At 75.2% G+C, this 21433-nt stretch carries 13 protein-coding genes; 2 read left to right on the forward strand and 11 right to left on the reverse strand.

Annotated features, from left to right (window positions below; genetic code table 11):
- Positions 1–129: 129 nt before the first annotated feature.
- Positions 130–2904 carry a helix-turn-helix transcriptional regulator gene (locus OG906_RS30755; protein ID WP_329447335.1) on the forward strand — a complete coding sequence of 925 codons (2775 nt, stop codon included), beginning with the start codon at positions 130–132 and terminating at the stop codon, positions 2902–2904.
- On the opposite strand, the gene OG906_RS30760 is transcribed toward OG906_RS30755, so the two are convergent.
- The 11 genes from OG906_RS30760 to OG906_RS30810 form a co-directional block, all read right to left on the reverse strand.
- A complete protein-coding gene (locus tag OG906_RS30760) occupies positions 2894–3811 on the reverse strand; it encodes a glycoside hydrolase family 19 protein (protein WP_392894655.1) in 918 nt (305 codons plus the stop codon). The two genes, OG906_RS30755 and OG906_RS30760, sit on opposite strands and share 11 nt — an antisense overlap.
- A gap of 185 nt (positions 3812–3996) precedes the next feature.
- Positions 3997–4407, reverse strand: coding sequence for a rodlin (locus OG906_RS30765; protein WP_329447336.1), 411 nt, complete (start codon positions 4405–4407; stop codon positions 3997–3999).
- A gap of 199 nt (positions 4408–4606) precedes the next feature.
- Positions 4607–4798, reverse strand: coding sequence for a DUF5302 domain-containing protein (locus OG906_RS30770; RefSeq protein ID WP_267798241.1), 192 nt, complete (start codon positions 4796–4798; stop codon positions 4607–4609).
- A gap of 221 nt (positions 4799–5019) precedes the next feature.
- On the reverse strand, positions 5020–5307 hold the full coding sequence (locus OG906_RS30775; RefSeq protein WP_329447337.1) for a hypothetical protein: 288 nt from the start codon (positions 5305–5307) through the stop codon (positions 5020–5022).
- Complete coding sequence (locus OG906_RS30780) at positions 5304–6044, reverse strand: GmrSD restriction endonuclease domain-containing protein (protein WP_329447338.1); 741 nt, start codon at positions 6042–6044, stop codon at positions 5304–5306. Before OG906_RS30780 ends, OG906_RS30775 begins: the two co-directional genes overlap by 4 nt.
- A gap of 303 nt (positions 6045–6347) precedes the next feature.
- Complete coding sequence (locus OG906_RS30785) at positions 6348–8255, reverse strand: hypothetical protein (RefSeq protein ID WP_329447339.1); 1908 nt, start codon at positions 8253–8255, stop codon at positions 6348–6350.
- Complete coding sequence (locus OG906_RS30790; RefSeq protein WP_329448182.1) at positions 8252–11890, reverse strand: DUF5682 family protein; 3639 nt, start codon at positions 11888–11890, stop codon at positions 8252–8254. Before OG906_RS30790 ends, OG906_RS30785 begins: the two co-directional genes overlap by 4 nt.
- Positions 11891–11892: 2 nt before the next feature.
- The gene (locus tag OG906_RS30795; protein ID WP_267798248.1) at positions 11893–13047 is read right to left on the reverse strand and encodes an ATP-binding protein; all 1155 of its coding nucleotides are present in this window, start codon (positions 13045–13047) and stop codon (positions 11893–11895) included.
- 173 nt (positions 13048–13220) lie between these two features.
- The gene (locus OG906_RS30800) at positions 13221–18182 is read right to left on the reverse strand and encodes a DNA-binding protein (RefSeq protein ID WP_329447340.1); all 4962 of its coding nucleotides are present in this window, start codon (positions 18180–18182) and stop codon (positions 13221–13223) included.
- Positions 18179–19036, reverse strand: a complete 858-nt coding sequence (locus tag OG906_RS30805) for a DUF4132 domain-containing protein (protein WP_329447341.1) — start codon at positions 19034–19036, stop codon at positions 18179–18181. Before OG906_RS30805 ends, OG906_RS30800 begins: the two co-directional genes overlap by 4 nt.
- 292 nt (positions 19037–19328) lie before the next feature.
- On the reverse strand, positions 19329–20831 hold the full coding sequence (locus OG906_RS30810; RefSeq protein WP_329447342.1) for an MFS transporter: 1503 nt from the start codon (positions 20829–20831) through the stop codon (positions 19329–19331).
- A gap of 137 nt (positions 20832–20968) precedes the next feature.
- Between OG906_RS30810 and OG906_RS30815 the strand changes: the two genes are divergently transcribed.
- Positions 20969–21418 (forward strand): MarR family winged helix-turn-helix transcriptional regulator, encoded by a 450-nt coding sequence (locus OG906_RS30815; protein WP_267798254.1) that lies wholly within the window; start codon positions 20969–20971, stop codon positions 21416–21418.
- Positions 21419–21433: the final 15 nt, after the last annotated feature.

Here is a 21433-nt window from a genome sequence, read left to right on the forward strand (position 1 = left end):
TCCGCCGGGCTTTCCTGTCCACCGACTGAATTCTGCGTCACAAAAGGGGTCCGCCCGGCGGCTGACCTCGTATTGTCGCGTCTCACAGGAAAGGCACGGAGCGGGGGCGCGAAAGGCTGGTGGCTGTGCGTGGCGGCGACGGGGAACGCTGACACGACCGTCGGACACGGTGAACTCATCGAGGCGGTGGACCGCGCGCTGACCACGCACGGACGCGCCATCCTCACCGGACCGGCGGGCGCGGGCAAGACGGAAGTGGTCCGGGCCGTCGTGGCCGCGGCGGAGGGTCGACGGGAGAGCGTGCTCCACCTCGCCCCGGACGCCGCCGACCAATGGATACCCGAGGCCTCGGCCGCCGCCCTGCTCGCCTCCGTGCCCCACGGCGTACTGGACCGGCTCGCCGGACCCCAGCGCGCCGCCATCGCCCTGCTCCGGCGCGAGACCGACGAGCCCGGCGCCGGCCGCGACCACGTCGCGCTGCGCCTCGCCGTCGTCGAGGTCCTGCGGACCCTGGCCGCCCCGGGGCCCGTCCTGTTCGTCCTCGACAACGCGCAGTGGCTCGACGACGAGAGCACCGACCTGCTCCGGTTCGCCCTGCGCCTCACCCCACCCGGCGTCCGGGTCCTCGTGGCCGAATGCGTGCAGGGCGGAGCGCCCGTCGCCGTGCCCCTCTGCGGCCCCGACACCCCCGCGATCCGCGTTCCCCCGCTCGGCGCGGAACAGGTCGCCGAACTCCTCTGCCGACACGGCCTGCCCGCCCGGCTGGCCGGCCGCATCCACCAGGCCAGCGGCGGCAACCCCCGCCTCGCCCTGGCCCTCGGCCACTCCCTCGCCGAAGCCGCCGGATCCCGCGACGGAGGCGCCCACCACGCCGACACCCTGCCCGTCTCCGGGCAGGCCCGCGAGGTCGCCCGCCGACTGCTCGCCGAAGCCCCCGCACGGGCCCGCCGCACCCTGCTGCTCGCCGCCCTCGCCACCCGACCCACCACCGCCCTGCTCCGTCGGGCCGGCCGGCCCGACGCGGACGCGGAACTGGCCGAGGCCGAACGCGCCGCGCTGGTCACCGTGGCCGAGGACGGCACGGTGCGGTTCACCGCGGGCGCCCTGCCGACCGCGCTCGCCGCCGACGCGGGCTGGCCCGAGCGGGCCGCCGGGCACGCCGCGCTGGCCACCGCCGTGGACGACCCCGTCCAGGCCGTACGGCACCGCGCGCTGGCCGTGGACACCCCCGACGCCCGCCTCGCCGCCGAGATCACCGAGGCCGCCGCGTCCTGCCGGCGCCGGGGACAACGCGCCCTCGCCGCCGAACTCGGCCTGCTCGCCGCCGAACGCACCCCCGCCGACCTGCCCCGGGACGAACTGGCCCGGCTCGTCTGCGCCGCCGAGGACGCCGGATGGGCCGGCCGCGCCGACCTCGCCCGCCGCGCCACCCGCGCCGTGCTCGCCCGCGACGCCTCGCCCGCCGACCGGGTACGGGCCCGCCTCGCCGTGATCGACGCCGCCGGGCAGGCCCTCGCGGACCTCGACGAGACCTTCGCGTACGCCGTGGACGACGCCGCGGGCGACCCCTCGCTGCGCGCCGCCGTCCAACTGCGCATCGCCTGGAAGCACAACCTCAGCGACGGGGACCCCGTCCGTTCCCGCGACGCCGCCGCCGAGGCGGGGACCCTCGCCGCCCTCGGCGGCGACCAGGTCGCCGAAGCCATGGCCCTGACGGTGCGGGCCCGCATGGGCCGCATCCTCGGCGACCACGACGCCGAGGACATCCTGGCGGAGGCGCTGGCCCTGCCCGCCCCCGAGGTGCCGCTCGGCATGCGCAACGCACCCCAGTACCTGGCCGTCCGGCACGCCCTCTTCGACGACCGGCTCGACGACGCCCGCGGCCGGCTCCTCGTCCTGCTGCCCGCCGTCCAACGCACCGGCTCCGCCGAGGACGTCTTCGAGGTGCTGCGCAGCCTCTCCGAGGTCGAGCTGCGCCGGGGGCACTGCGCCGCGGGAGCCGCGCACGCCCGCCACGCCCTGGAACTCACCATCGAGGCCGGCCTGTCACCCGGCCCCGCCTGGTACGTCGCCGCGATGGCCGAGGCCACCGCCGGCAGCTTCGCCCGCGCCGCCGGCTACGCCCGCCGAGGCGTGCAGGCCTCCGAGGAGGAACAGGACCAGGTCTTCCTGTCCCGGGGCCTGTACGCCCTCGGGCTGGTCGAACTCGCCACCGGGGAAGCCTCGAAGGCGGTGGCCACCCTGCGCAGGGTGGCCGAGCTGGAGGAGGCCCAGCAGGTCGTCGACCCTTCCGTCCTGCGCTGGCACGCGGAACTCGCGGAGGCCCTGGTCGCCGCCGACGCCCCCGAGGAGGCCGCCGCCCTGCTGGAGTCGACCCGTACGGTGGCCGACGCGCTCGGCCGTACCGGTGTGCTCGCCGCCCTGGACCGGGCCCGGGGCCTGTACCTGTCCGCGCAGGGCGAGGCGGAGCCCGCCGTGGCCCTGCTGGAGGCCACGGCCCGGCGGTTCGCCGCCCTCGGACTCCCGCTGGAGCGGGCCAGGACCCTGCTCGCGCTGGCCCGCGTCGAACGGCGCCGTCGGCGGCGCGCTCCCGCCCGCGCCGCCCTCGGGGAGGCGGCCGACGTGTTCGACCGGGCCGGCGCGAAACCCTGGCTCGACCTGGCCAGGGAGGCCGCCCCCGACCCGGTCGCCGGCCGGAACCCGGGACCGGCGGCCCTGACCGAGGCCGAGACCCGACTGGCCCTGCTCGTCGGCCAGGGCGCCAGCAACCAGGAGGCGGCCGCCAAACTGTTCCTCAGCGTCAAGACGGTGGAGGCCCGGCTGACCCGGATCTACCAGAAGCTCGACGTGCGCTCCCGTGCGCAACTGGCCACCGCCCTGAGGACGGGACGCCTCAGCAGCTGAGGTTGTTCCCCGGCGTCACACCGAGCAGCTGGGTGAAGCTCTGGTACTTGCTCACCCGGCTCTGGACCTGCCCCGGATTGCCGCCGTTGCACTCCAGGGCCCCGTTGATGGAGCGGATCGTCTCGCCGAAGCCCGCACCGTTGACCATCGCGGCGTGCGCGGTCATCGTGCCCGGCCCGTTCTGGGTGTTCCAGTACCAGAGGGCCGTCTTCATGGCCACCGCCGGATCCTGCTCCACGAGGTACGGATTGGCGAGGAGGTTGATGCCCAGGGCGTCCCCGGCCGCCTTGTAGTTGAAGTTCCAGCTGAGCTGGATGGGGCCGCGCCCGTAGTACGCGGCCTGGCCCGCCGGACATCCGTAGGGCTGCGTGGCGTCGCAGTAGTGCGGGTAGTTGGCCGTGTTCTGCTCGACGATGTAGAAGAGCCCGCCCGTCTCGTGCGAGACGTTGGCGAGGAAGGCGGCCGCCTCGCGCCGCTTGACCGTGTCGTCGCCGGTGTTGGCGAAGGCGGGGTACGCGGAGAGCGCCGCGACCAGCCCGTTGTAGGTGTAGAAGGGGTTCCGGTTCGGGAACATCTGGTTGAACTGGGCCTCGCTGACGACGAATCCGCTCCCGTTCCCCGGGTCCGGGTCCTGGCCACCGCCGCCACCGCAGGCGCCCTGGTCGGACCAGACCCCCCACTGCCCGGTGGTGCCGGGCGTCTCGCCCTGCGTCCACCACTTGGCCTGCCAGTTGTGTCCGTTGTACGAGGCGTTCATGCCGCCCGTGTACACCGCCGAGGCGGCCCAGGAACCGGCGCAGGCGGGGGCGGCCGCGGCGGGGGAGGCGGGCAGGGCCACGGCGAGACCGAGGGTCACGGCGGCGGCCGCGGCCAGTGAGAGGGCACGACGACGAAGCGTCCGTATCACGTAACTACTCCTAGAGTGGGGGGAACTGCCGGGTGGGGACGACAACTACCGCCACTGAACCGAAGGTGGTCTGGACCTGTCAAGGTCTAGACCAAACCTTTCGGTGAACGCGCAGGGGTGAGCGCGCCGGAAACGCCGAACCGGCGTGACGAGCGAGTCGTCACGCCGGTTCCGGGTCGACCGGGTCAGCTGCCGGCGGAGAGGTTCCCGGAGAGGACCGGGATGTTGTCCACGATGTGCGACAGGGACTCGTCGCCCTTCGCCTGGGTGGAGTTCTCCGCGCACTGCTGGTTCTGCGGGTTCGACAGGACGTTGATGTCCTGGACGCCCACGTTGATCGCGGCGAGGATCGACTGGGCGTTGATCTTCGCGGGCAGGCCCACGCAGAGCTTGTTCAGCGAACCCTGGACGGCGCTGAGCTGCGGGCTCATGGCGCCTTCGGTCTCCTGGTTGCCGTAGATCTGCGAGGCGTTGTTGCCGTTGACCGTGTTCACGCCGTTGTCGTTGCCGATCGCCATAGCCGGGGTGGCCGCAACGGCGCCCGCGCCGATGACGGAGGCGGTGACTGCGGCGGTGGCCATGAACTTCTTGAGCATTGAGGATCCTTCTGTCGCATGAGCTGTCCCCGGCGGGACGCCCTGATCAACTGTCCTCACGGCATGTGGTTATCGCCCGTCACCCATGCGGCCCAACGATCCGTTTCCGCGCCCCGCGGCGACCCGCCCCCGCGGTCGGCGCGGTCGCCGCGCACGCCGCCGGGTGGAGCCTCCCGGCGGGGCAGCGGTCGGTCCGTGGTCAGCCGGTCTTGCGACGGACCTTCTTGTTCTTGCCGCCGGGGCCGCTGCTGGAACCCTGCACCTTCGCCCGGCTCTGGTGTGACTGCTGGGACTGGGCATTCGAGGCGTTGCGCTCCAGGGCCTCCCGGAACTTGCGCTTGGCCTCGTCGGCCGGGGACTCGTTCTGCGGGGTGTCGGTTTCGTCTGCCATCTTGTCCTCCTGGGGTGATCGAGCCGTTTCAGTCTGTCAGGTGGCCGTCCCCCTGACCAGCGAGTTCGCTCTGAGAGGCATCCGAGGAGGCGGGGTGGCTCGACCGAAGGCCCCGGGGCGACGGCCCCGGGCGCGCCGTGGCCCCCGCAGTCGCCGCGGCCCCGGGCTCCCCGCCCAGGTCACCGCCCCGTGAGGCGTCCGCCCACGGCTGCCGGGAGGGCTCAGACGGACGGGGCCTCGGCCCCGCCGCCGGCGCGGACGGCCGCGAGGGCCGCGAGGTGGAGGGCGTGCGCGTCCCCGTGCGGAAGGGGGCTGCCCGTGAGCGTGTACCACTCGTCGGCGTCCAGGTACTGGATCTCGAACCGGATCTTGCCGTCGGCTCCGGCGACCGTGCGCAGGGTCAGCTCTCCGGTGATCACGCCGACCTCGTCGGTCATGGCGCCGCCCGGGCCGGCCACGACCGTGTCCGTCCATTCGAGCGCGGTGTCGTGCCGCTCCGTCCCGGTCATGAGCCCGCGCAGGTGTCGATCATGGTGGTGAGCATGGCTTTCTCCGGTTCGGTGACGGTCAGCTCGTAATGGGACTTCACGGTGGTCCAGGCGCGTCCGTACTGGCACCAGCTCGTCTTGTCCGGCGGCTGCCACAGGTCCGGGCTCTGGTCGCCCTTGGAGCGGTTCGACGCGGCCGACACCGCCAGCAGCTGGGGGCGGGTCAGGTCGTTCGCGAACGCCTTGCGCCGGGCCGCGTCCCAGTCGGCGGCGCCGGAGCGCCAGCCCTCGGCGAGCGGAACCATGTGGTCGATGTCCAGCTTCGACGCCTCGTTGAACTCCAGCCCGTCGTACAGGCTCTTCCAGGCGCCGGACGAGGCACGGCACTCGGAGTCCTGGGCGACGTCCTTGCCGTCGCGCTTGAGGACGACCTCGCGGGTGTCGCACTTGTTGCCCTGCTCGGCCCAGTGCGTGAACTTGGCCCGGCTGTAGCCGGCCATCGTGCCGGGCTTGCCGATCTTCAACGCGGCCAGTTGCGTCCGGGCGACGGCCGCGCTGACCATGCCGGGCAGTACGTCGCCGGCGGTCGGTTTCGCGTCGTCCCCGGACGGCGCGGAGGGCGAGGCGGAGGTGCGCGGCGCCCGCGTGTCACCCTTCCCGTCGGCGTTCCCGCCGGCGCCGGTCTGGCTGCATCCGGTCACTCCGAGCAGCAGCGCGACGGCCACCACGAGGCCGCGCGAACCTGTCTGACGTTCCATGAAGCCATCCCGAGTCGAACTCCCGCACGCTGTCCCGGGGGAGCCTACCCATACCGGGACATCCGATCCGCGCGTGTCGCGCCGAGTGTCACGGGCCGTCAGGGAGGTGCCCCGGGCGGTCGGTCGAGCGGGGCGCGGACGAACGGGGCAACCGCGCGCCCACCGGGTTCGGTTGTGCCGATACCGACGAGTTCGACACCCTTCGTCACCTCCCGTGACCCGTCGTCGGGTGTGTCCGATCTCGCACGACCGGCGCGCTCCGATGCCTCCCGCGCCGGCGGAGCCCGCGCGGGAGACGCCGGCTCAGGACCAGGAAGCCGCCACCAACGAGCGTTCCGCCGCGCCGAGGTGCGTGGCCGAGGCGAGCCAGGCCCAGGCGTAGCGGTCGGCCGAGGCGTCGGTGAGGCGGCCGAAGGCGTCCCGGGGGCGCCGGTCCGCCTCGACGGCCAGGGCGGTGGCCAGATCCGCCGCCGCCCCGAAGCCCGAACGACGCAGCGGACCGCGCAGGCCGAGCGGCTCCGGCCCCCTGGCGGCCTCCGCCACGGCCCGGCGACCGCCCGCCACCCCGGTCTCCAGGAGCCGGCGCACCCGCCACAACGGCGACTCGGCCAACGGATCCGCGTCGCCCCCGGCCGGACCGGCGAGCGGCCCGCGGTCACCCTCCGCGGGCTCGGGCGTCCCCTCCGGAAGATGGGAACCCTGGAGGCGGTCGTAGCCGAGGTCGGCCCGGCCGAGCCACTCCTCGGGCAACCGCAACGTGTACGGCGCCCCCGGCACCGGCCCGACGGCCAGCGCACCCAGGGTGGCCGCCCGGTCCGGATCCGGACGGCCCAGCACCCGGATCGCCAGGCCCGGACAGCCCGCCAGCCGGCGCAGGTTGGCCGTGTGCGGCAACTCGGGGTGCGGATGCGCCGGGCGCAACCGGAGCACGGGCGCGTCCGCCCGCACGGTCCCGTCGGACGACAGCTCCCGTACCAGCAGGTGCTCACCGGCCCCGCCGACGACGCGGACGTCGCAGCCCAGCAGCCCGGGTTCGCCCTCGGGGTCGGCGAGCAGGCCGGCCACGGCCTCCGCCGCCGGGCGGGCGAACAGCGCGGCCGCGGGCTCGTCGGTCCAGGCGATCCCGCGCAGCGGAGTCGCCTGTACCCCGCGCCCCGTACCCAGACGCCCGTCGGCGGACACCGTCGCGCCGACGACCCGCAGACCCCCGCGCGCCAGCCCGGCGTGGTCGAGGGCGGCCCCGCCCAGGGCCACGGACGCGGATCCGGCGCCCCGGGCGCGGGCGAGCCCGCCGGGACGGACGTCCGACACGGAGTAGCGGGAGCCGTCCGCGCCCACCAGATGGGTGACCACACCGCCGTAGCCGGTGGCGGACAACACGGGCTCGCGGCACAGGCCGTGCACCCGCAGGCTCCCGCCCGCCTCGTAGGCGCGGCGGCCCGTGCCCGTCAGCGCGGGCCCGCCGGCTCCGGAGGCCGTCAGTCCCGCGACGTGCAGCAGTTCGCGGAAGGCCTCGGTGAGGGCGCCCAGCCGCTGGGCGGCGCTGCGCTCCCGCGCCGCCCGCAGCCCCCGCACCACGCGCAGGGCGGCGGCCTCGCCGCGCGGCAGTCCGGCGAGGCGGGCACTGTGCGCGGCCCGCAGCAGCTCGGCCTGCACCACCGCGCCGCCGGCCGCGACCCCGGCGGCCAGTGCGGCGGCGGCCGCCTCCCACAGCGCGGCCGAGGCCCGCCGTTGTGCGGCGGTCAGCGGTTCGGGCGCCGGCGGAGCCCCGGCGGAGGTTCCGGGCGTCGTGGCCCCGTGCGGCGCGGGCGCCTGTGAACCGGCCCCCACCACCCCACTGCTCTCCGACGCCACCCCCTCGCGGCCCGGATCCGTCGCCGCGTCGGCCGCCGGCTCCGCGGGGGCGAGCTGCGCCGGATCGGCGAGCGGCGCCGCCCCCAGCACGGCCGCCCGATGCAGGCAGCGCGGTGCCAGCAGGCAGCCGCAGACGGCCTCGTCGGCCGCCGTGACCACTCCCGAGGGGCCCGGGCGCAAGGTCACCACGGCATCCTCGCCGAAGCGGACGGTCACGCTCCCGTCGGGCCCGGCGACCGCCCCCGAGGCGCACGCCTCGATGGCCGCGTCCAACTTCTTGCGCAGCCGCGCGGTGAGGTTCTCCACCGCCTCCGCGAGGACCTCGGGGGCGACGGGCGGCAACAGATCGGTACTCAACGGACATCTCCACGGAGGCGTTCGCCCACCCAACGGGCGAGAGCGAGGGGACTGAGTGCGGCCACCGGCATGCCGGCCGCGACGAGTTGCCGTGCGATCGCCACCGAGTACCGGGGCGCGCCCGCGTCGTCGAGCGCGGCGCAACCCAACAGGTGGGCACCGGAAGCGGCCAGCGCGCGCACCTCGCCGAGCAGCCCGCCGAGCGGCGCCCCCTCCTCGAAGTCGCTCACCACGACGACCAGGGTGCGGCTCGGAACGGTGATCAGGGACCGAGCGTGCGCGAGCCCGGCGGCGATGTGCGTACCGCCACCGACCCGTACCTCGAGCAACAACGACAGCGGATCGTCGACGCGGTCCGTGAGGTCGACGACCTGGGTCGAGAACGCCAGGAAGTGGGTGGACAGGGTGGGAACCCCGCCCAGCACGGCCGCCGTCAACGCCGACCACACCACCGAGGCCTCCATCGAACCGGAGACGTCGACCACCAGGATCAGCCGCCAGTCGGCCTCCCGGCTCGCCCGCGTACTGAACACGGGCCGCTCCGGTACGACCACCACCCGCCCGTCGGCCGACCGGCGCGTGTGCGCCAGGTTGGCGCGCAGCGTCCTGGCCAGGTCCAGCTTCCCGCCGGGGCGGCGGGTCGGACGCGGTGTCGCCAGCCCCGAGAGCGTCGGGCGCAGCCGGGTGGCCAGCTCCCGGGCCAGCTCGTCGACCAGACGTCGCACCAGGGGCCGCAGCCGTGCCAGCTGCTGTTCGGGCATTCCGCCGGCCAGCGAGAGCACCGAGGTCAACAGCTCCATCGAGGGACGCACCGAGGTGGGGTCCAACTGGGCCAGCACGTCGACCCGGCCCGCGTCCGCGGCGTCGGCCAACACCTCCTCCCGGACGTCGGCGCCGAACAGGGCCTCCAACTCCTCGGACCACTCCCGGGCGGTCGGGAACGAGGCGTCGGTCCCCCCGCCCGCGCCGCGGCCGTCGTCCAGATCGGCGGAGCCCTCGCCGCGCCCGGCGCCGTACAGCTCGTCGAGCGCCCGCGCGTAGCCCCGCGCACCGGACGGCAGCCGGTCGCGCTGCCGTCCGAGCAGCAGCCGCCACCGGTCGGCGGCGGACAGGCGCCGCGTCCCGGGGTCGACGGGCCGCGGGGCGGCCGTCGCGTCCGGGACGGCGGGCGCGTCGGTGTCCGCGGCGGGCAGCGGCAGGTCCTTGAGGGCGGCCAGGCCCGCCGCGTCCGCCGCGGCCCAGAGGGCGAGCAGCCCGGGCGGCGCGTCGAGCGAGAGGTCCGGGCGGTCCCCGAGCCGCTCGGTGACGGTGTCCAGCAACCGGCCGCGGGCGGCGGGGGAGAGCGCGTCGAAGCCGCCGCGCAGCGCCGGCAGCCGGTCCAGGAACCGATCGTCCGCGAGGCCGTCCACCCGGTCCAGCAAGGGGGTGAGGGCGGTCGGGGAGGAGCCGAGCAGCGGACCGGCGGCCGTGAGCAGACCGGTCAGCCGGCGGGTCAGGGCACGCCGGGCCTCCGGAGTGCCGGCGCCGTCGACCCAGCCCGCCGCGCGGTCGCCGAGCCCGTGCGCCGGATCCAGGTCCAGCAGGACCCGTACGGCCAGGGCCGCGCCCTGCATCAACGGGGAGGCGGAGGCGGCCAGGTCCGCCAGGGCGGAGTCCAGCCGCAGTCCCAGGTGCCGGCCGGCGGCCCGGTCCGCGAGCGCCACCAAGGCGCCCGCGTCGGCGGGGTCCTCGCTGCCGGCGAGCCCGGGCAGGGACCGTACGGAGGCCTCCACCAACTCCTCCGAGAGCGCCTGCGCGCGCATCCGCGCCCCCTGCGACGCCCCGGGGAGGTGGCCCCGGCCCAGGCCCTCCAACAGGTCGAGGGCTTCGAGGAGTTCCGGCAGTCCGGCGGTCTCCGGGAGGATCGCGGCGGCCTCCTCCAGCCGTACGTCGACCAGCGCGGGCAGGTCACACCGCGCGGCCGCGCGCAGCCCGGTCAGGATCTGAGCCGGGGTCGGGCCCCCCTCCTCGGCCGCGCGGCGCGCGACGTCCCGCAGCGTCCCGGCGGCCGCCTGGGCGGCGCTCACGCCGCGGACGCCCACCAGGTCGAGCCGGGCGGGCACGGACGGGGTCCAGGACAGCCGCCACTTGCTGCCGAGCGCGGTGCCGTCGCCGGTGGCGGCCACCGCGACGGGCTCCCCGTACCCGGCGCCGCACACCAGCAGCCGTTGCAGCACGACCTCCCGCCGGCCGTCCAACTCGGAACGCAACGGATCCAGCCGGACCTCCCGGGGAGCGGGATCGCGCGGCGACGGCAGCCGCAGCGCCGCCAACTCCTCCTCGACGGCGGGACCGAGCCCCGATCGGGGGGCGTGCGGGGTGATCCTGCCCCGCCCCGCCCCGATCAGCACGGCCTCCAGGGCGCGGGCCAAGGCCCGCCCCCGACCCAGGGGTTCGCCCTGCCCGAGGACGGTCATGACCGCCTCCAGCAGTTCCCCGCGCCCGGGGGCGGGGAGCCCGCGCAGCACCGCCAGGTCGCAGGCGAGCCGCAGCGTCTCCGCCGCCTCCCCGGTCCCCGCGGTGTGCCCGACCCGGCGCAGCTCCCGGCAGACCCCGGTCACGGCGACCGAAGCCGCGTCCCGGACCCGCACCGGGTCCCCGCCGGCCTCGAACACGGCCTGCTGCCAGAGCGGGTCCCGGATGCCGGCCGGATAGCCGGAGCGGGAGTCGAGCAGGTCGAAGGAGTACGGCACGAACGAGGCCACCACGGCGTCGTCGCCGGGGCGCGCGCCGGAGCCCGTCCTCGATCCGCCCGAGTCCTTGACCGCCGCGCCTGTGTCCTTGCCGGCGGCCACCGCGACGTCGGTCGTCGGGGCTTCGCCCACCGCGGCGTCGGTCGGGAAGAGGGCCGGGGCGTGGAAGGCGCCGATCAGCGCGGCCACCCGGCGGCCCCCGGCGGAGGCGGCGGCGATCACGGCTCGCATGTGCGCCTCGCGGGCCAGGTCCCGCGCGGGCACGTCGGCGTCGGCGCGCAGCGCCCAGCCCACGCCGAGCGCCGCCCGACGCACGGCCTCGGGGGAGCAGCCCGGGGCCTGCACCTCGACCGCGCGGTCCCAGAGGTCGTCGCCCTCGCGCCCGGTGCCGGACGCTGCGAGCGCCTCGGCGAAGGAACGACGGCCCGCGGCCGAAGCTCCGTCGCCCGACGGGATCGCGGCGGCCGGTGCCGGCCCGTCGGGCGTGCCCGACTCCGGTGCCGGCCGGTCCGGGCCCACCGGCAGCAGGCCCGCCGGCGCGTCCGGAAGGGACCAGCCGCCGTCGGCCAACGGCAGGTCACAGCAGACCACCTCGACGCCGCGCTCCCGCGCCCAGCGGATCGCCGCCAGTTCGGGGGAGAAGTCGGCGAACGGGTAGAACGCCAGGCGCCCGTCCCGCCCCTGGCCGGCCAGCGCGACCGGGGCCACCGTCTCGGGATCCGCCACGTACTCCCACCACGACTGGAACTCGGCGGGCAGCTCCACGCAGAGCACCTCCGCGCCCGCCGCGTCCAGCAGCGCCGGCACCATCGCCGCGAGGGCCGGGCTGTGATGCCGGACCCCCAACAGGTAAGGCTCCCGGCACGCGGCGAGCGCCTCCACGGCGTCCCTCGGATCGACCATCGTCACCGCAGGCTCCCGCGCAGGTCCCACAGCCGACGCCACATCGCCGAACCGTCCTCGGCGCGGCGGCGGACCGGGCCGTCCCAGTACCCCAGCAACCGGCCGTGGTCGGCGGGGTCGTCCTTGCGCACGACGCCCAGCAGGTGCCCCGGCAGCAGATCGAGGACGTCACCGCCCGGCAGGTAGGCCGCGGCCACCCCCAGCGAGGCCGCCACCTGCACGGCCTCGGCGGTGGACATGACCGTGCCGGGCCGCTCCACGTCCCAGCCCTCGGCGCTGCGCCCCGAGCGCAGGTCCCGGAAGACGGTGACGAGGGCGTCCAGCACCGCGTCGTCCACGCCGAACGCGGCTCCGGCGCGCTGCACCGCGGCGACGGCCTGGCGCCGGATCAACGCGGCCTCGGCATCGGCGTCCGCGATCGGCGCGACCGTCTCGAAGTTGAACCGTCGCTTCAGCGCGGCGGACATCTCCGAGACACCCCGGTCGCGGAGGTTGGCGGTGGCGATGACCGTGAAGCCGGGCGCGGCGGACACCACCGCGTCCTCGGTCGAGGTCAGTTCGGGCACGCTCACCCGACGGTCGGACAGGATCGACACCAGGGCGTCCTGCACCTCCGGCAGGCAGCGGGTGATCTCCTCGACCCGCACCACCCGGCCCGAGCGCATCGCGGCGAGCACGGGGGAGTCGACCAGGGCCTGCGAGGTGGGGCCCTGGGCCAGCAGCAGGGCGTAGTTCCACCCGTACCGGAAGGCGTCCTCGGTGGTGCCCGCCGTGCCCTGCACGGTCAGGGCGCTGGTACCGGACACGGCGGCGGCGAGCAGCTCCGACAGCATCGACTTGGCGGTGCCGGGCTCGCCGGTGAGCAGCAGGCCCCGCTCGCCGGCGAGGGTGACCACGCAGCGTTCGACGAGGGCGCGTTCGCCGACGAACTTCGGCGCGATCGCCAGCTTGGTCGGCAGACCGGCGCGCCGCTTGGGCAGGGCCAGTTCGGCGCCTTCGCTGCCGCAGACGAACGTGACGACGGCGCGCGGGGTGAGCGCCCAGCCGGGCGGGCGGGGCCCGGTGTCGTGTGCGGCCAGGAAGGCGAGTTCGGCGGCGTGGCGCTCCTCCGCGGGCATGACCTGCCGGGCGGGGGCGGACGGTTCGGTGACGGTCATCGGGGGTCCTCCGGGTGGTGCGGGAAGGAAGCAGGGGGCGCGGGGGGTCTCACGGCGACCCCGCGCGGGTCGGGGCGGGAACGGGCGGCGGCTCCGGGGCGGTTGGGCCCGGCCGCGGTGGGCCGGTCCGGGCCGGGGCGACGGGCCCCGGCCCGGACCGGTTCAGGAGGGCGTCACCGCCGGCGTCGCGTCGTGCGCTTCACCTTCAGTTCCTCGAAGCGCGGAGTGTCGCCCTCGCGGACCCGCTCCCACGCGCGCCGGTACAGGTCCGCGGCCGGTTCGGTGGGCACCAGCACGCCCAGGACCGGGTTGCGTCCCGACGCCGTCGCGTACATCGGCAGCTTCCACAGCTCCACCGGCAGCGTCGGCGAGGGGATGTCCGCCCACCCGCCCGGCAGGAACAGGGAGCGTCCGGCGCGGCTGCGGCTCGCCGTCACCACCAGGTCGGTGGCGCCCAGCTCCGCGCGGGCCGCCGTCAACCGGGCCGGCTTCCAGCCCGTCCAGCGCGCCGTGTTGCGGTCGGTGGGGTCCGGCATGGCGAGCAGCGCGAGGTAGAGGACGGCGGCGTCCGCACCCAGGCCGTACAGGGCGCTCGCCTCCGCCACCAGGTCCGGCACCGAACGGCCCGCGTCCTGCGGCCACCAGGTCCCGTCCTTGTCCACCGAACCCGCGGCGGGCGCCCCCGGATCGGCGAGGAGCCGCGCGAAGCCCGGGTCCCGCGCGAGTCGCAGCGCCGTCTCCACGGCGAACGGCTGCTGCTCGGTGCCGCGCAGCGCCGGCAGGTACGGGTCGGAACCGGTGGAGTCCAGCAGCGCCGGCCGCAGGGCCGGGTACGACCAGTGCGTGCCCGTGCCGGGCAGCACCACCGCGCCGTAGCGCTCGTACCCCTCGCCCGTCTCGGTCGGCGTGCCCGCCGCCTTTCGGAACTCGGCGGGGTTGTGGTAGACGTCGATCCCGAGCAGCAACCCGGGTGCGGACAGCCGCTGTCGCAACGCCGTCAGCGCGGGTGGCAGCACGGCCCGTACCGGGTCGCCCGCCGGCAGGCGGTGCGCCAGCCACCCCGAGAGGGCGATCGCCCGGGTCAGCACCGCGGAGGTGAACGGGGCCGCCGCGGGCTCGCGGGGCGCGATCTGGTTCTCCCGCACCTCCCACGCCACATCGGTGTTCAGCTCCGGTGCCACCGTCGGATCGAGGAGCGCGGGCAGCGCCTGGTGCACCGACCACCGGTGGCCGTGGCTCGACCCGGCGCCGACGGCGCGGGTCGCCTCCACGAGCAGCCAGTCCGGTACGGGCGTGCGTCGGCCCACGCGCCGGTTCCACACCTCGGCGGCGGCCGCCACGTCCGGGCCCTCGCTCCACAGCCGCGCCGGCTCGGCGGGCAGCAGCGCGGCCACCAGCTCCCGCCGGACCTCGACGTCGAGGTTGCGCAGGTCGTCGCGGGCGTACGCCGAGTCCGCGGCCTTGACCCCGATGGCCGCCCGGAGTTCGGCCGGCAGGAAGTTCCGGTCCCAGGTGTCGATGTCGGGGAGACCGGCGAGCACCAGCCGGGCCGCGGGCCCGGAGACCCCGGTCAGGCGGGCGAACTCCTCGGCGGCCTCCGTGAACCACGGCGCCGCACCGTGCTCGGCCGCCGCGGCGAGGAACGCGGCGAGCCAGCCGGCCCCACGCCCCCGGCCCCCGAGCGGGGTGTTCCCGCGCGCGGTGTACGGCTGCGGCACCGCGAGTCGACCGCTGGGGTCGTGCAGCAGCGCCGTGAACTCGCGGCCCTCGTCGGTGGAGTCGCCGTGCTCGCCGGTGATGGCGAGCAGGGCCCCGCCACCGCACGGCAGCACGCTCGCGTGCCACTTCCCGCGCTCGCGGCCGTCGGGCTGCGTCGTGTGGTTGCGGCCGAGGTGGACCACGACACGCAGCCACCGGCCGGCGGACGCCTCGGTGGAGTCCAGGCCCAGCGCGACCACCTCTTCGAGCATCGCGCACAGCGCCGCACGCTGCGCGTCGTCCGCGCCGGTGACCACCGCGCGGTAGGCGACGGCGGCGGCCCCGTCGAGGAACAGTTCCGTCCAGGGCAGCGTCGTCCGCGCGAGCCCCGGCACGTCGAAGTGCAGCCGCCCGGGCACCTCCCGCGCGTCGGTGTCGGCGGAGACGGAGGCCAGCTCCCGCAGGAACCGGTACGCGGCGTCGGAGTCCCCGCCGTACCGCCGGTGCCCGCCGGCGACGAGCCCCTCCAGCGCCTCGGCCACCAGCTTGTCGGACGGGCCCCGTACGACCTGCGGCGCGGGCTCGCGCGCCGTGGTCGGGTTCAGGGCGGCGGCCACCTTGTCGAGCGCCGCCCGCTGCCGCAGGGCGTCCCGGAGCTTGTCGACCACGCCCCCGATCAGCTCGGGCGAGGTGATCCGCGGCAGGGCCGCGCTTACCAGGGCGGGCAGTTCGTCCCGGTCGGCGACGGCGCCGGCCGCCTTCAACAGCGCACCGCAGGTCTCCGCGTCGGCAGTCCGCAGCGCGGCCGAGCCCTCGGTGTCCCGGGCCCGCAGGCAGTACCAGTAGGGGAGCGGCGGGAGGTCCACGGTGGCCGTGGAGTAGGCCGGGTTGTCGTGGTCGGAGCTGACCTGGGAGGTGACGACACCGTCGTGGTCGCTGAGCGTCAGCGTGCGCCAGTCGCTGGACAGCACGCGCAGTCGGTCGGCACCGGGCAGGCTGAGCGCCCCCTGGGGCATGCGGTCGCCAGCCGCGGTCACCGAGCGACCGGCGGTGTCCGAGCCGTGCCAGCCCCGATCGGGGACGTGCACGACACGCCAGCCGAGCAGGCCGTCCACGGGGGCGCCGAACACCGAGCCCTCCACGGTGGGCGTCGGCCGCAGCCAGTTGGCGCCCGCGTGCTGCGGCAGGCTGCTGCCCTCCGGGTGCCCGCGCAGGGCGTCGGCGAGGAAGGCGGGCTGCGAACGCCGTCCCAGGGCGCCGCTCGCGGGGTCGTACTCGTGCCATCCCGCCGCGTCGGGCTCGCTTCCCGAGTCCCACACCCAGTACGAGGTCCCGTCGGACAGGACCGGGCGTTCGGTCGGGAGTTCGGTGTCGCCCGCGTGCAGGACGCCGTGGCCGGTGAACCGGCCGCCACCGGGCAGCGGCAGGGTGACCTGCTCGTTGCGGATCGACCAGTAGGACCCCGGGTGATCGAGGGTGAGGACGTCGTTCGGGGCGCTCAACCAGTAGCCCTCCACGGCGCCGCCGTACGAGACCCAGAACACCAGCAGGTCGCCGTCCACGTGGTGGAAGCCGAGGCGGTAGTGATCGCCGCGCGGGACCCGCAGGTCGTGGGTGAGCACCGTCGAGTCGGCGTCGACGACGCGGACCTGCGTGGAGTTGGCCACGATCAGGCGGGGCCAGGCGTCCATGACGACGAGCCCGCGGTCGCGCCGACCCCCGCGCGCCTTGGCGCTCGGCCGCAGTTCGGACACCGCCGTCTCCCAGGCGGGCCAGGTCAGTTCCTCGAACAGTCCGCCGCGCAGCGTCCGCGCGAGGATCCCGCCCACGTCGAGCGCCGCCGCCCTCGCGACGTCCTCGGGGGCCAGGGCCAGCGCCTCGGCCGGCAGCCAGGTCAGCCAGCGGATCGCCGCGGGCAGCGCCGGCAACGCGGCCGCCGTGGAGGAGGCGGCCACCTCGCGGACCCAGTCGGCGAGCAGCGCGCTGCTCCCGGGGGACAGGGCGAGGGCGCGGACGGCGCCTCGTCCGGTCGCGCGGCTTCCCAGCTCGTTCAGGGAACGGAACATCACCGGGCGGAAACGCTCGTCGGCGCACAGCGCGCGCAGTTCCCGCCGGGCGGTGTGGTCGCCCCAGGCCTGGAGCCCCAGCGTCCGGTTGTTCTCGGGGTCCGGGTCGGCGAGCGGCAGGTCCAGGGACAGCACCAGATCGAGGAGGTCCACGTCCTCGAAGCCGAGGCGCAGCCCCGTCTCGCGCTCCGGCGCGGCGAGTTCCGCGCGCAGCCGGTCCGCGGACCGCTCGACGAGTTCGAGGAGGTTCGGCAGTGCGGGGGGAGTGCCCCACCCGCTGTACCGGGCGGTCTGGAAGCGCTCCAGCCAGCCGGCCGTGCCGTCGGAGCAGCGCTCCTCGTCCGGCGCGTCGGCCGCGGACAGTCCGGCGGTGGCGCCCGAGTCGACCAGCAGCTCCAGCCACAGCGCGGCCATGGCGCCCGCGTCGCCGCCGCTGGGCGGGGTCAGTCCGAGCAGGGTGCCCCGTACGGAGGGCACGCGCCGGGCGAGCGCGAGCAACGCCGGGCGGTGGGCCCTCCACCAGCCGGCGGCGGCCCGCAGGGTGGCGGGCAGCGGCAACAGCTCGGCGAGGTAGTCCTGCTCGGGTTCGGTGCCGGTGAGACCGGCGGCGCGGGCCAGTCGGCGCAGCTCCACGGCGACCTGCGCGGACGGCGGCAGCCCGCCCGCGGTGCGGCGCACGCACAGCCGGCGGAACCGGTCGAAGGCCTCGGTGGGGGAGACCCGCAGCGCCAGCGCCTTGCCGTATCCGGTCAGCACTTTCACCGGCAGGGCGCCGGCCAGGGCGAATTCGAGGAAGACGGCGTCCAGCCGGTCCTCGTCCACGAGCAGGCCGAACTCGGCCTCGCTCGCGCGGGCCTTGCCGAACAACTGCGCGGCGTACGTGGTGTTCTCGACGGCCAGGAAGATCCGGGCGGCCTGCTCGTGGAAGACCGGCAGGAAGTGCGGAACGGAGGCCGCGAGCCGGCCGGCCAGCTCCAGGCAGGCGTCGAGGGCGGCCTTCGGCTTCGTCTTCGCCTGGCGGGCGGCCCGGTCCAGTTCCGGTACGACGGCCAGCGCGCGGTGCCCGTCCTCGGGGTGGTGCACCAGCACCCACTCGGGGAAGCCGAGGGCCTGACGCCGGCCGAGGCCCACCACGGCCGGTTCGCCGTCGGGTTCGAGGCCCAGGAATCCGGCGGCGAGGTCCTCCGCGGCGCCCAGTTCGGCCGCGGCGAGCCGGATCACGACCCGGTCGTCGCCGAGGGCCGGGTGGCGGTAGGCCCGCGCGGTCAGTTCTACGGCGGAGTCGCCCGCCCCGGTGGTGTCGGCGGGCAGCACGGCGCCCGCGTCGAGCAGCGCCCGGGCCCCGCCGGTTTCGGTGGTCTCGGTGTTCACGCGTTCCCGCCCTCCTCGATCTTGCGCCCGGCGTACAGCGCCGCGGCCATCCGCATCCCCTCGGACCAGGCCACCGGTCCGACCTCGTCGAGCCGCACGGCGCGACCCTCGGCGTCGTGCCAGTTCAGCCCGCCGGTGCTCGACTCGTCCTCCCAGTACGGTTCGCCGATCCACACGGCCGCCTCCACGGCGCCGCCGGCGTCGCGCACCTTGCAGGTGGCGTAGCCGCCGGAGACCCGGTAGCCGAGACCGGTGGCCCGTGCCGCGAGGCTGAAGCGGGAGGGGAACACCCCGCCCGCGTAGTCCCGTACCTCGGTCGCGTTGGCGGCGAGCCCCGCCGGCTTCTGCCAGGTCGCGCGGTGGATCTGCTCGACCTGCTGGGTGATGCCGAGTTCGGCGGCGAAGTCCCGTACGTCGTCCAGGTCGGGCAGCAGCACCGGGTGCGGCAGGGTCACCGTGCGCGGGGAGAGTCGCACGGTCTCGCCGTCGAGGTTGACCACCTTCAACTCGCCCGTCCCGGTGGCGTCGCGCAGGAAGCCCACCTCGTCGGGGTCGTCGTCGGCGACGATCGCAAGGTCGCGCAGGGCGCCCTGCCAGGCCTCGTCGGGCCAGACCCGGGCCAGCAGCGTGGTCGGCACCGGCAGCGAGGACACCATCCAGGCGTCCACCTGGGCGACACACGCGACCACGTGTCGATCGAGCCATTCCGAGAGCCGGCGCAGCCGGTCCACCTCGGGGTGCTCCCGCAGCGCCTTGGGCAGAGTCTTCAACTGCCGTTTCGTCGATCCCCGGGCCACGACCCGCCCCTCCACGAGGGCGATCTCGTAGCCCTCACCCGCCGCCAGCCAAGCCATCAGCCGTGCCTGCCCCTCTGCATGTCCCGTCGGATTCCGCGCAGCCCGAAAGAAGGCGCCAACGCCCTGTGAGCTGCGGTATGTCGGGAGACTAGCGAGGCCCACTGACAACGCGGCGGTCAGGACCGGTGGGTGAGCGGCCCCGCCTGGATATTCGAGACAGTTGGCCTGAATTCGATGTTGTGGCGAGCCGGATGCCGGTCCGGGAGGACGGCCGCGGCGACCCCGGGACACGAAGAACCGCCCCCGGTCGCGAAGGACCGGAGGCGGTGGGGGTGGAGCGGGCGGGAGGTCAGACGGCGTCGGCCGTCTCCACCGCCTTCAGCAGGGGTGCCTCGCTCGACGCGACCGGCTCCTCCACCCGGGGGCCGTGGCCCGACCGCAGACCGAGCCAACTGATCAGCGCGACCAGGGCGAAGGCGACGGCCCCGATCCCGAAGGTGAGGGTGAAACCGGACTCGGCGGGCAGTGCGGGAACGCCGGCCGGAAGGTGCTCGATGGTCTTCGAGGCCAGGATGGTGGTGACGATGGCGCTGCCGATCGCACTGCCGGTGGAGCGGGAGATCGAGTTGATGCCGTTGGCGATGCCGCTCTGGTGGTGCGGAACGCTGGACATGATCACGGCCGGCATGGCCGCGTACCCGAAGCTGACGGCCGCGCCGACGACGAGACCGGCGCCGATCACCGAGAAGGTGTGGGCGTGGTCCAGCGCCAGCCAGCCGAAGCCGACGGCGCCCAACACGGCGGCCAGGCCCAGGGCGACGCGGGGCCCGCGGTGGCGCACCAGTTGTCCGCCGACGGGGGAGGCCAGCAGCGAGACGATCGCGCCGGGGAGCAGGAACTGGACGGAGGCGCGCAGGATGGACGCGTCGAAGCCGTACCCGGTCAGGGCCTTCGGCATCTGGACCAGATAGGAGACGCCCAGGAAGTTCGCGAACATGCCGAAGCCCACGAGGATGCCGGCCAGGTTGGCCATCAGGACGGGGCGGTGGACGAACATCCGCATGTCCACCAGGGGTTCGCGCACCTTGCGCTCCACCAGGACCCACACGGCCGTCATGACGGCGGCGCCGGCGAAGCTCCCCAGCGTCCGGGCGGAGGCCCAACCCCACTCGTGGCCCTGCGAGATGGGCAGCAGGAGCAGCAGGAGGGCGATGCCCAGGGTCAGCGCGCCGAGGAAGTCCGTACGGCCTCCGGTCTTGTGGCGGGTGGCCGGGACCAGGAAGACGACGGCCAGCAGGGCCAGGGTCGCGAAGCCGGTCGCCATCCAGAAGGCGTTGCGGTAGTCGGCGTCGGAGCCGGAGGTGAGCAGGCCGGTGGCGACGAGCGCGAGGCCGCTGCCGAACGCGAGCGTGCCGCTGACCAGGGCCATGGCACCCGGCAGTTTCTGGGGCCGGACCTCTTCGCGCAGGACGGACAGGGCCAGCGGGAAGATCGCGGTGGCCGCGCCCTGGAGGACCCGGCCGAGGATCAGCAGCGGAAGCGACGTCGCGAGCGCGGCGATGACGGATCCCGCGACCATGATGCCGAGGACGGCCACCAGCGTGGGCTTCTTGCCGTGCTGGTCGCCGAAGCGGCCGAGCAGCGGGGTGAAGACGGCGGCGGACAGCAGGGTCGCGGTGGTGACCCAGCTGACGTTGGCGGTCGAGGTGCCGAGGTCGGTGCGGATCAGACCCAGGATCGGAACGGGCAGGGTCTGCATCATCGACACGACCATGGCGGCGAGGCTGAGGGCGAAGACGATGACCGTCTCGTTCCGGGGCCCGGCGGCGGGGGTGGATGCGGCGGTGCTCATGGTGGGCGGGACCTTCTTAGTGCTTCAGATCGCAGATGTTTGATGTCCTCAAGTACGTGGATGAAGGTAGACAGCAATAGTTAAGATGGTCAAGTAAAAGGTTGATAATATGAAGCTTCTCGGCGTACGCTCTCGTCATGAGCGCCACCGCCGCGGCCACCTCGCAGGGCCCCACCAAACTGCAACTCCTTGAACTGTTGGCTGCCATCGGCACCGCCCAATGGCGCGACTTCGCCACCGCCGCCGCCCGGCACGGACTCACGTCCACGCAGGCCAAGGTCCTGGCCCAGCTGGAGGGTCCGGTGCCGATGCGCGGGCTGGCCACCCTGCTCGCCTGCGACGCGTCCAACGTCACCGGCATCGTGGACCGGCTGGAGGCGCGGGAGCTGGTGCGACGCGAGCCGTCCCCGGCGGACCGCCGGGTGAAGCACGTGGTGGCGACCGACGCGGGTCGCGAGACCATCCGCCGCGTGCGCGAGGAGATGCAGGCCACGCACGGAGCGCTGGACGCGCTGGACCAGGCGGAGAGCGCGACGCTCTACGCCCTGCTGGAGCGCCTGCGCCCCACGCTGGAGAAGGACGCCTGATCGAAGGGGGCCGGC

It is taken from the genome of Streptomyces sp. NBC_01426, from assembly GCF_036231985.1.
GTDB lineage: Bacteria > Actinomycetota > Actinomycetes > Streptomycetales > Streptomycetaceae > Streptomyces.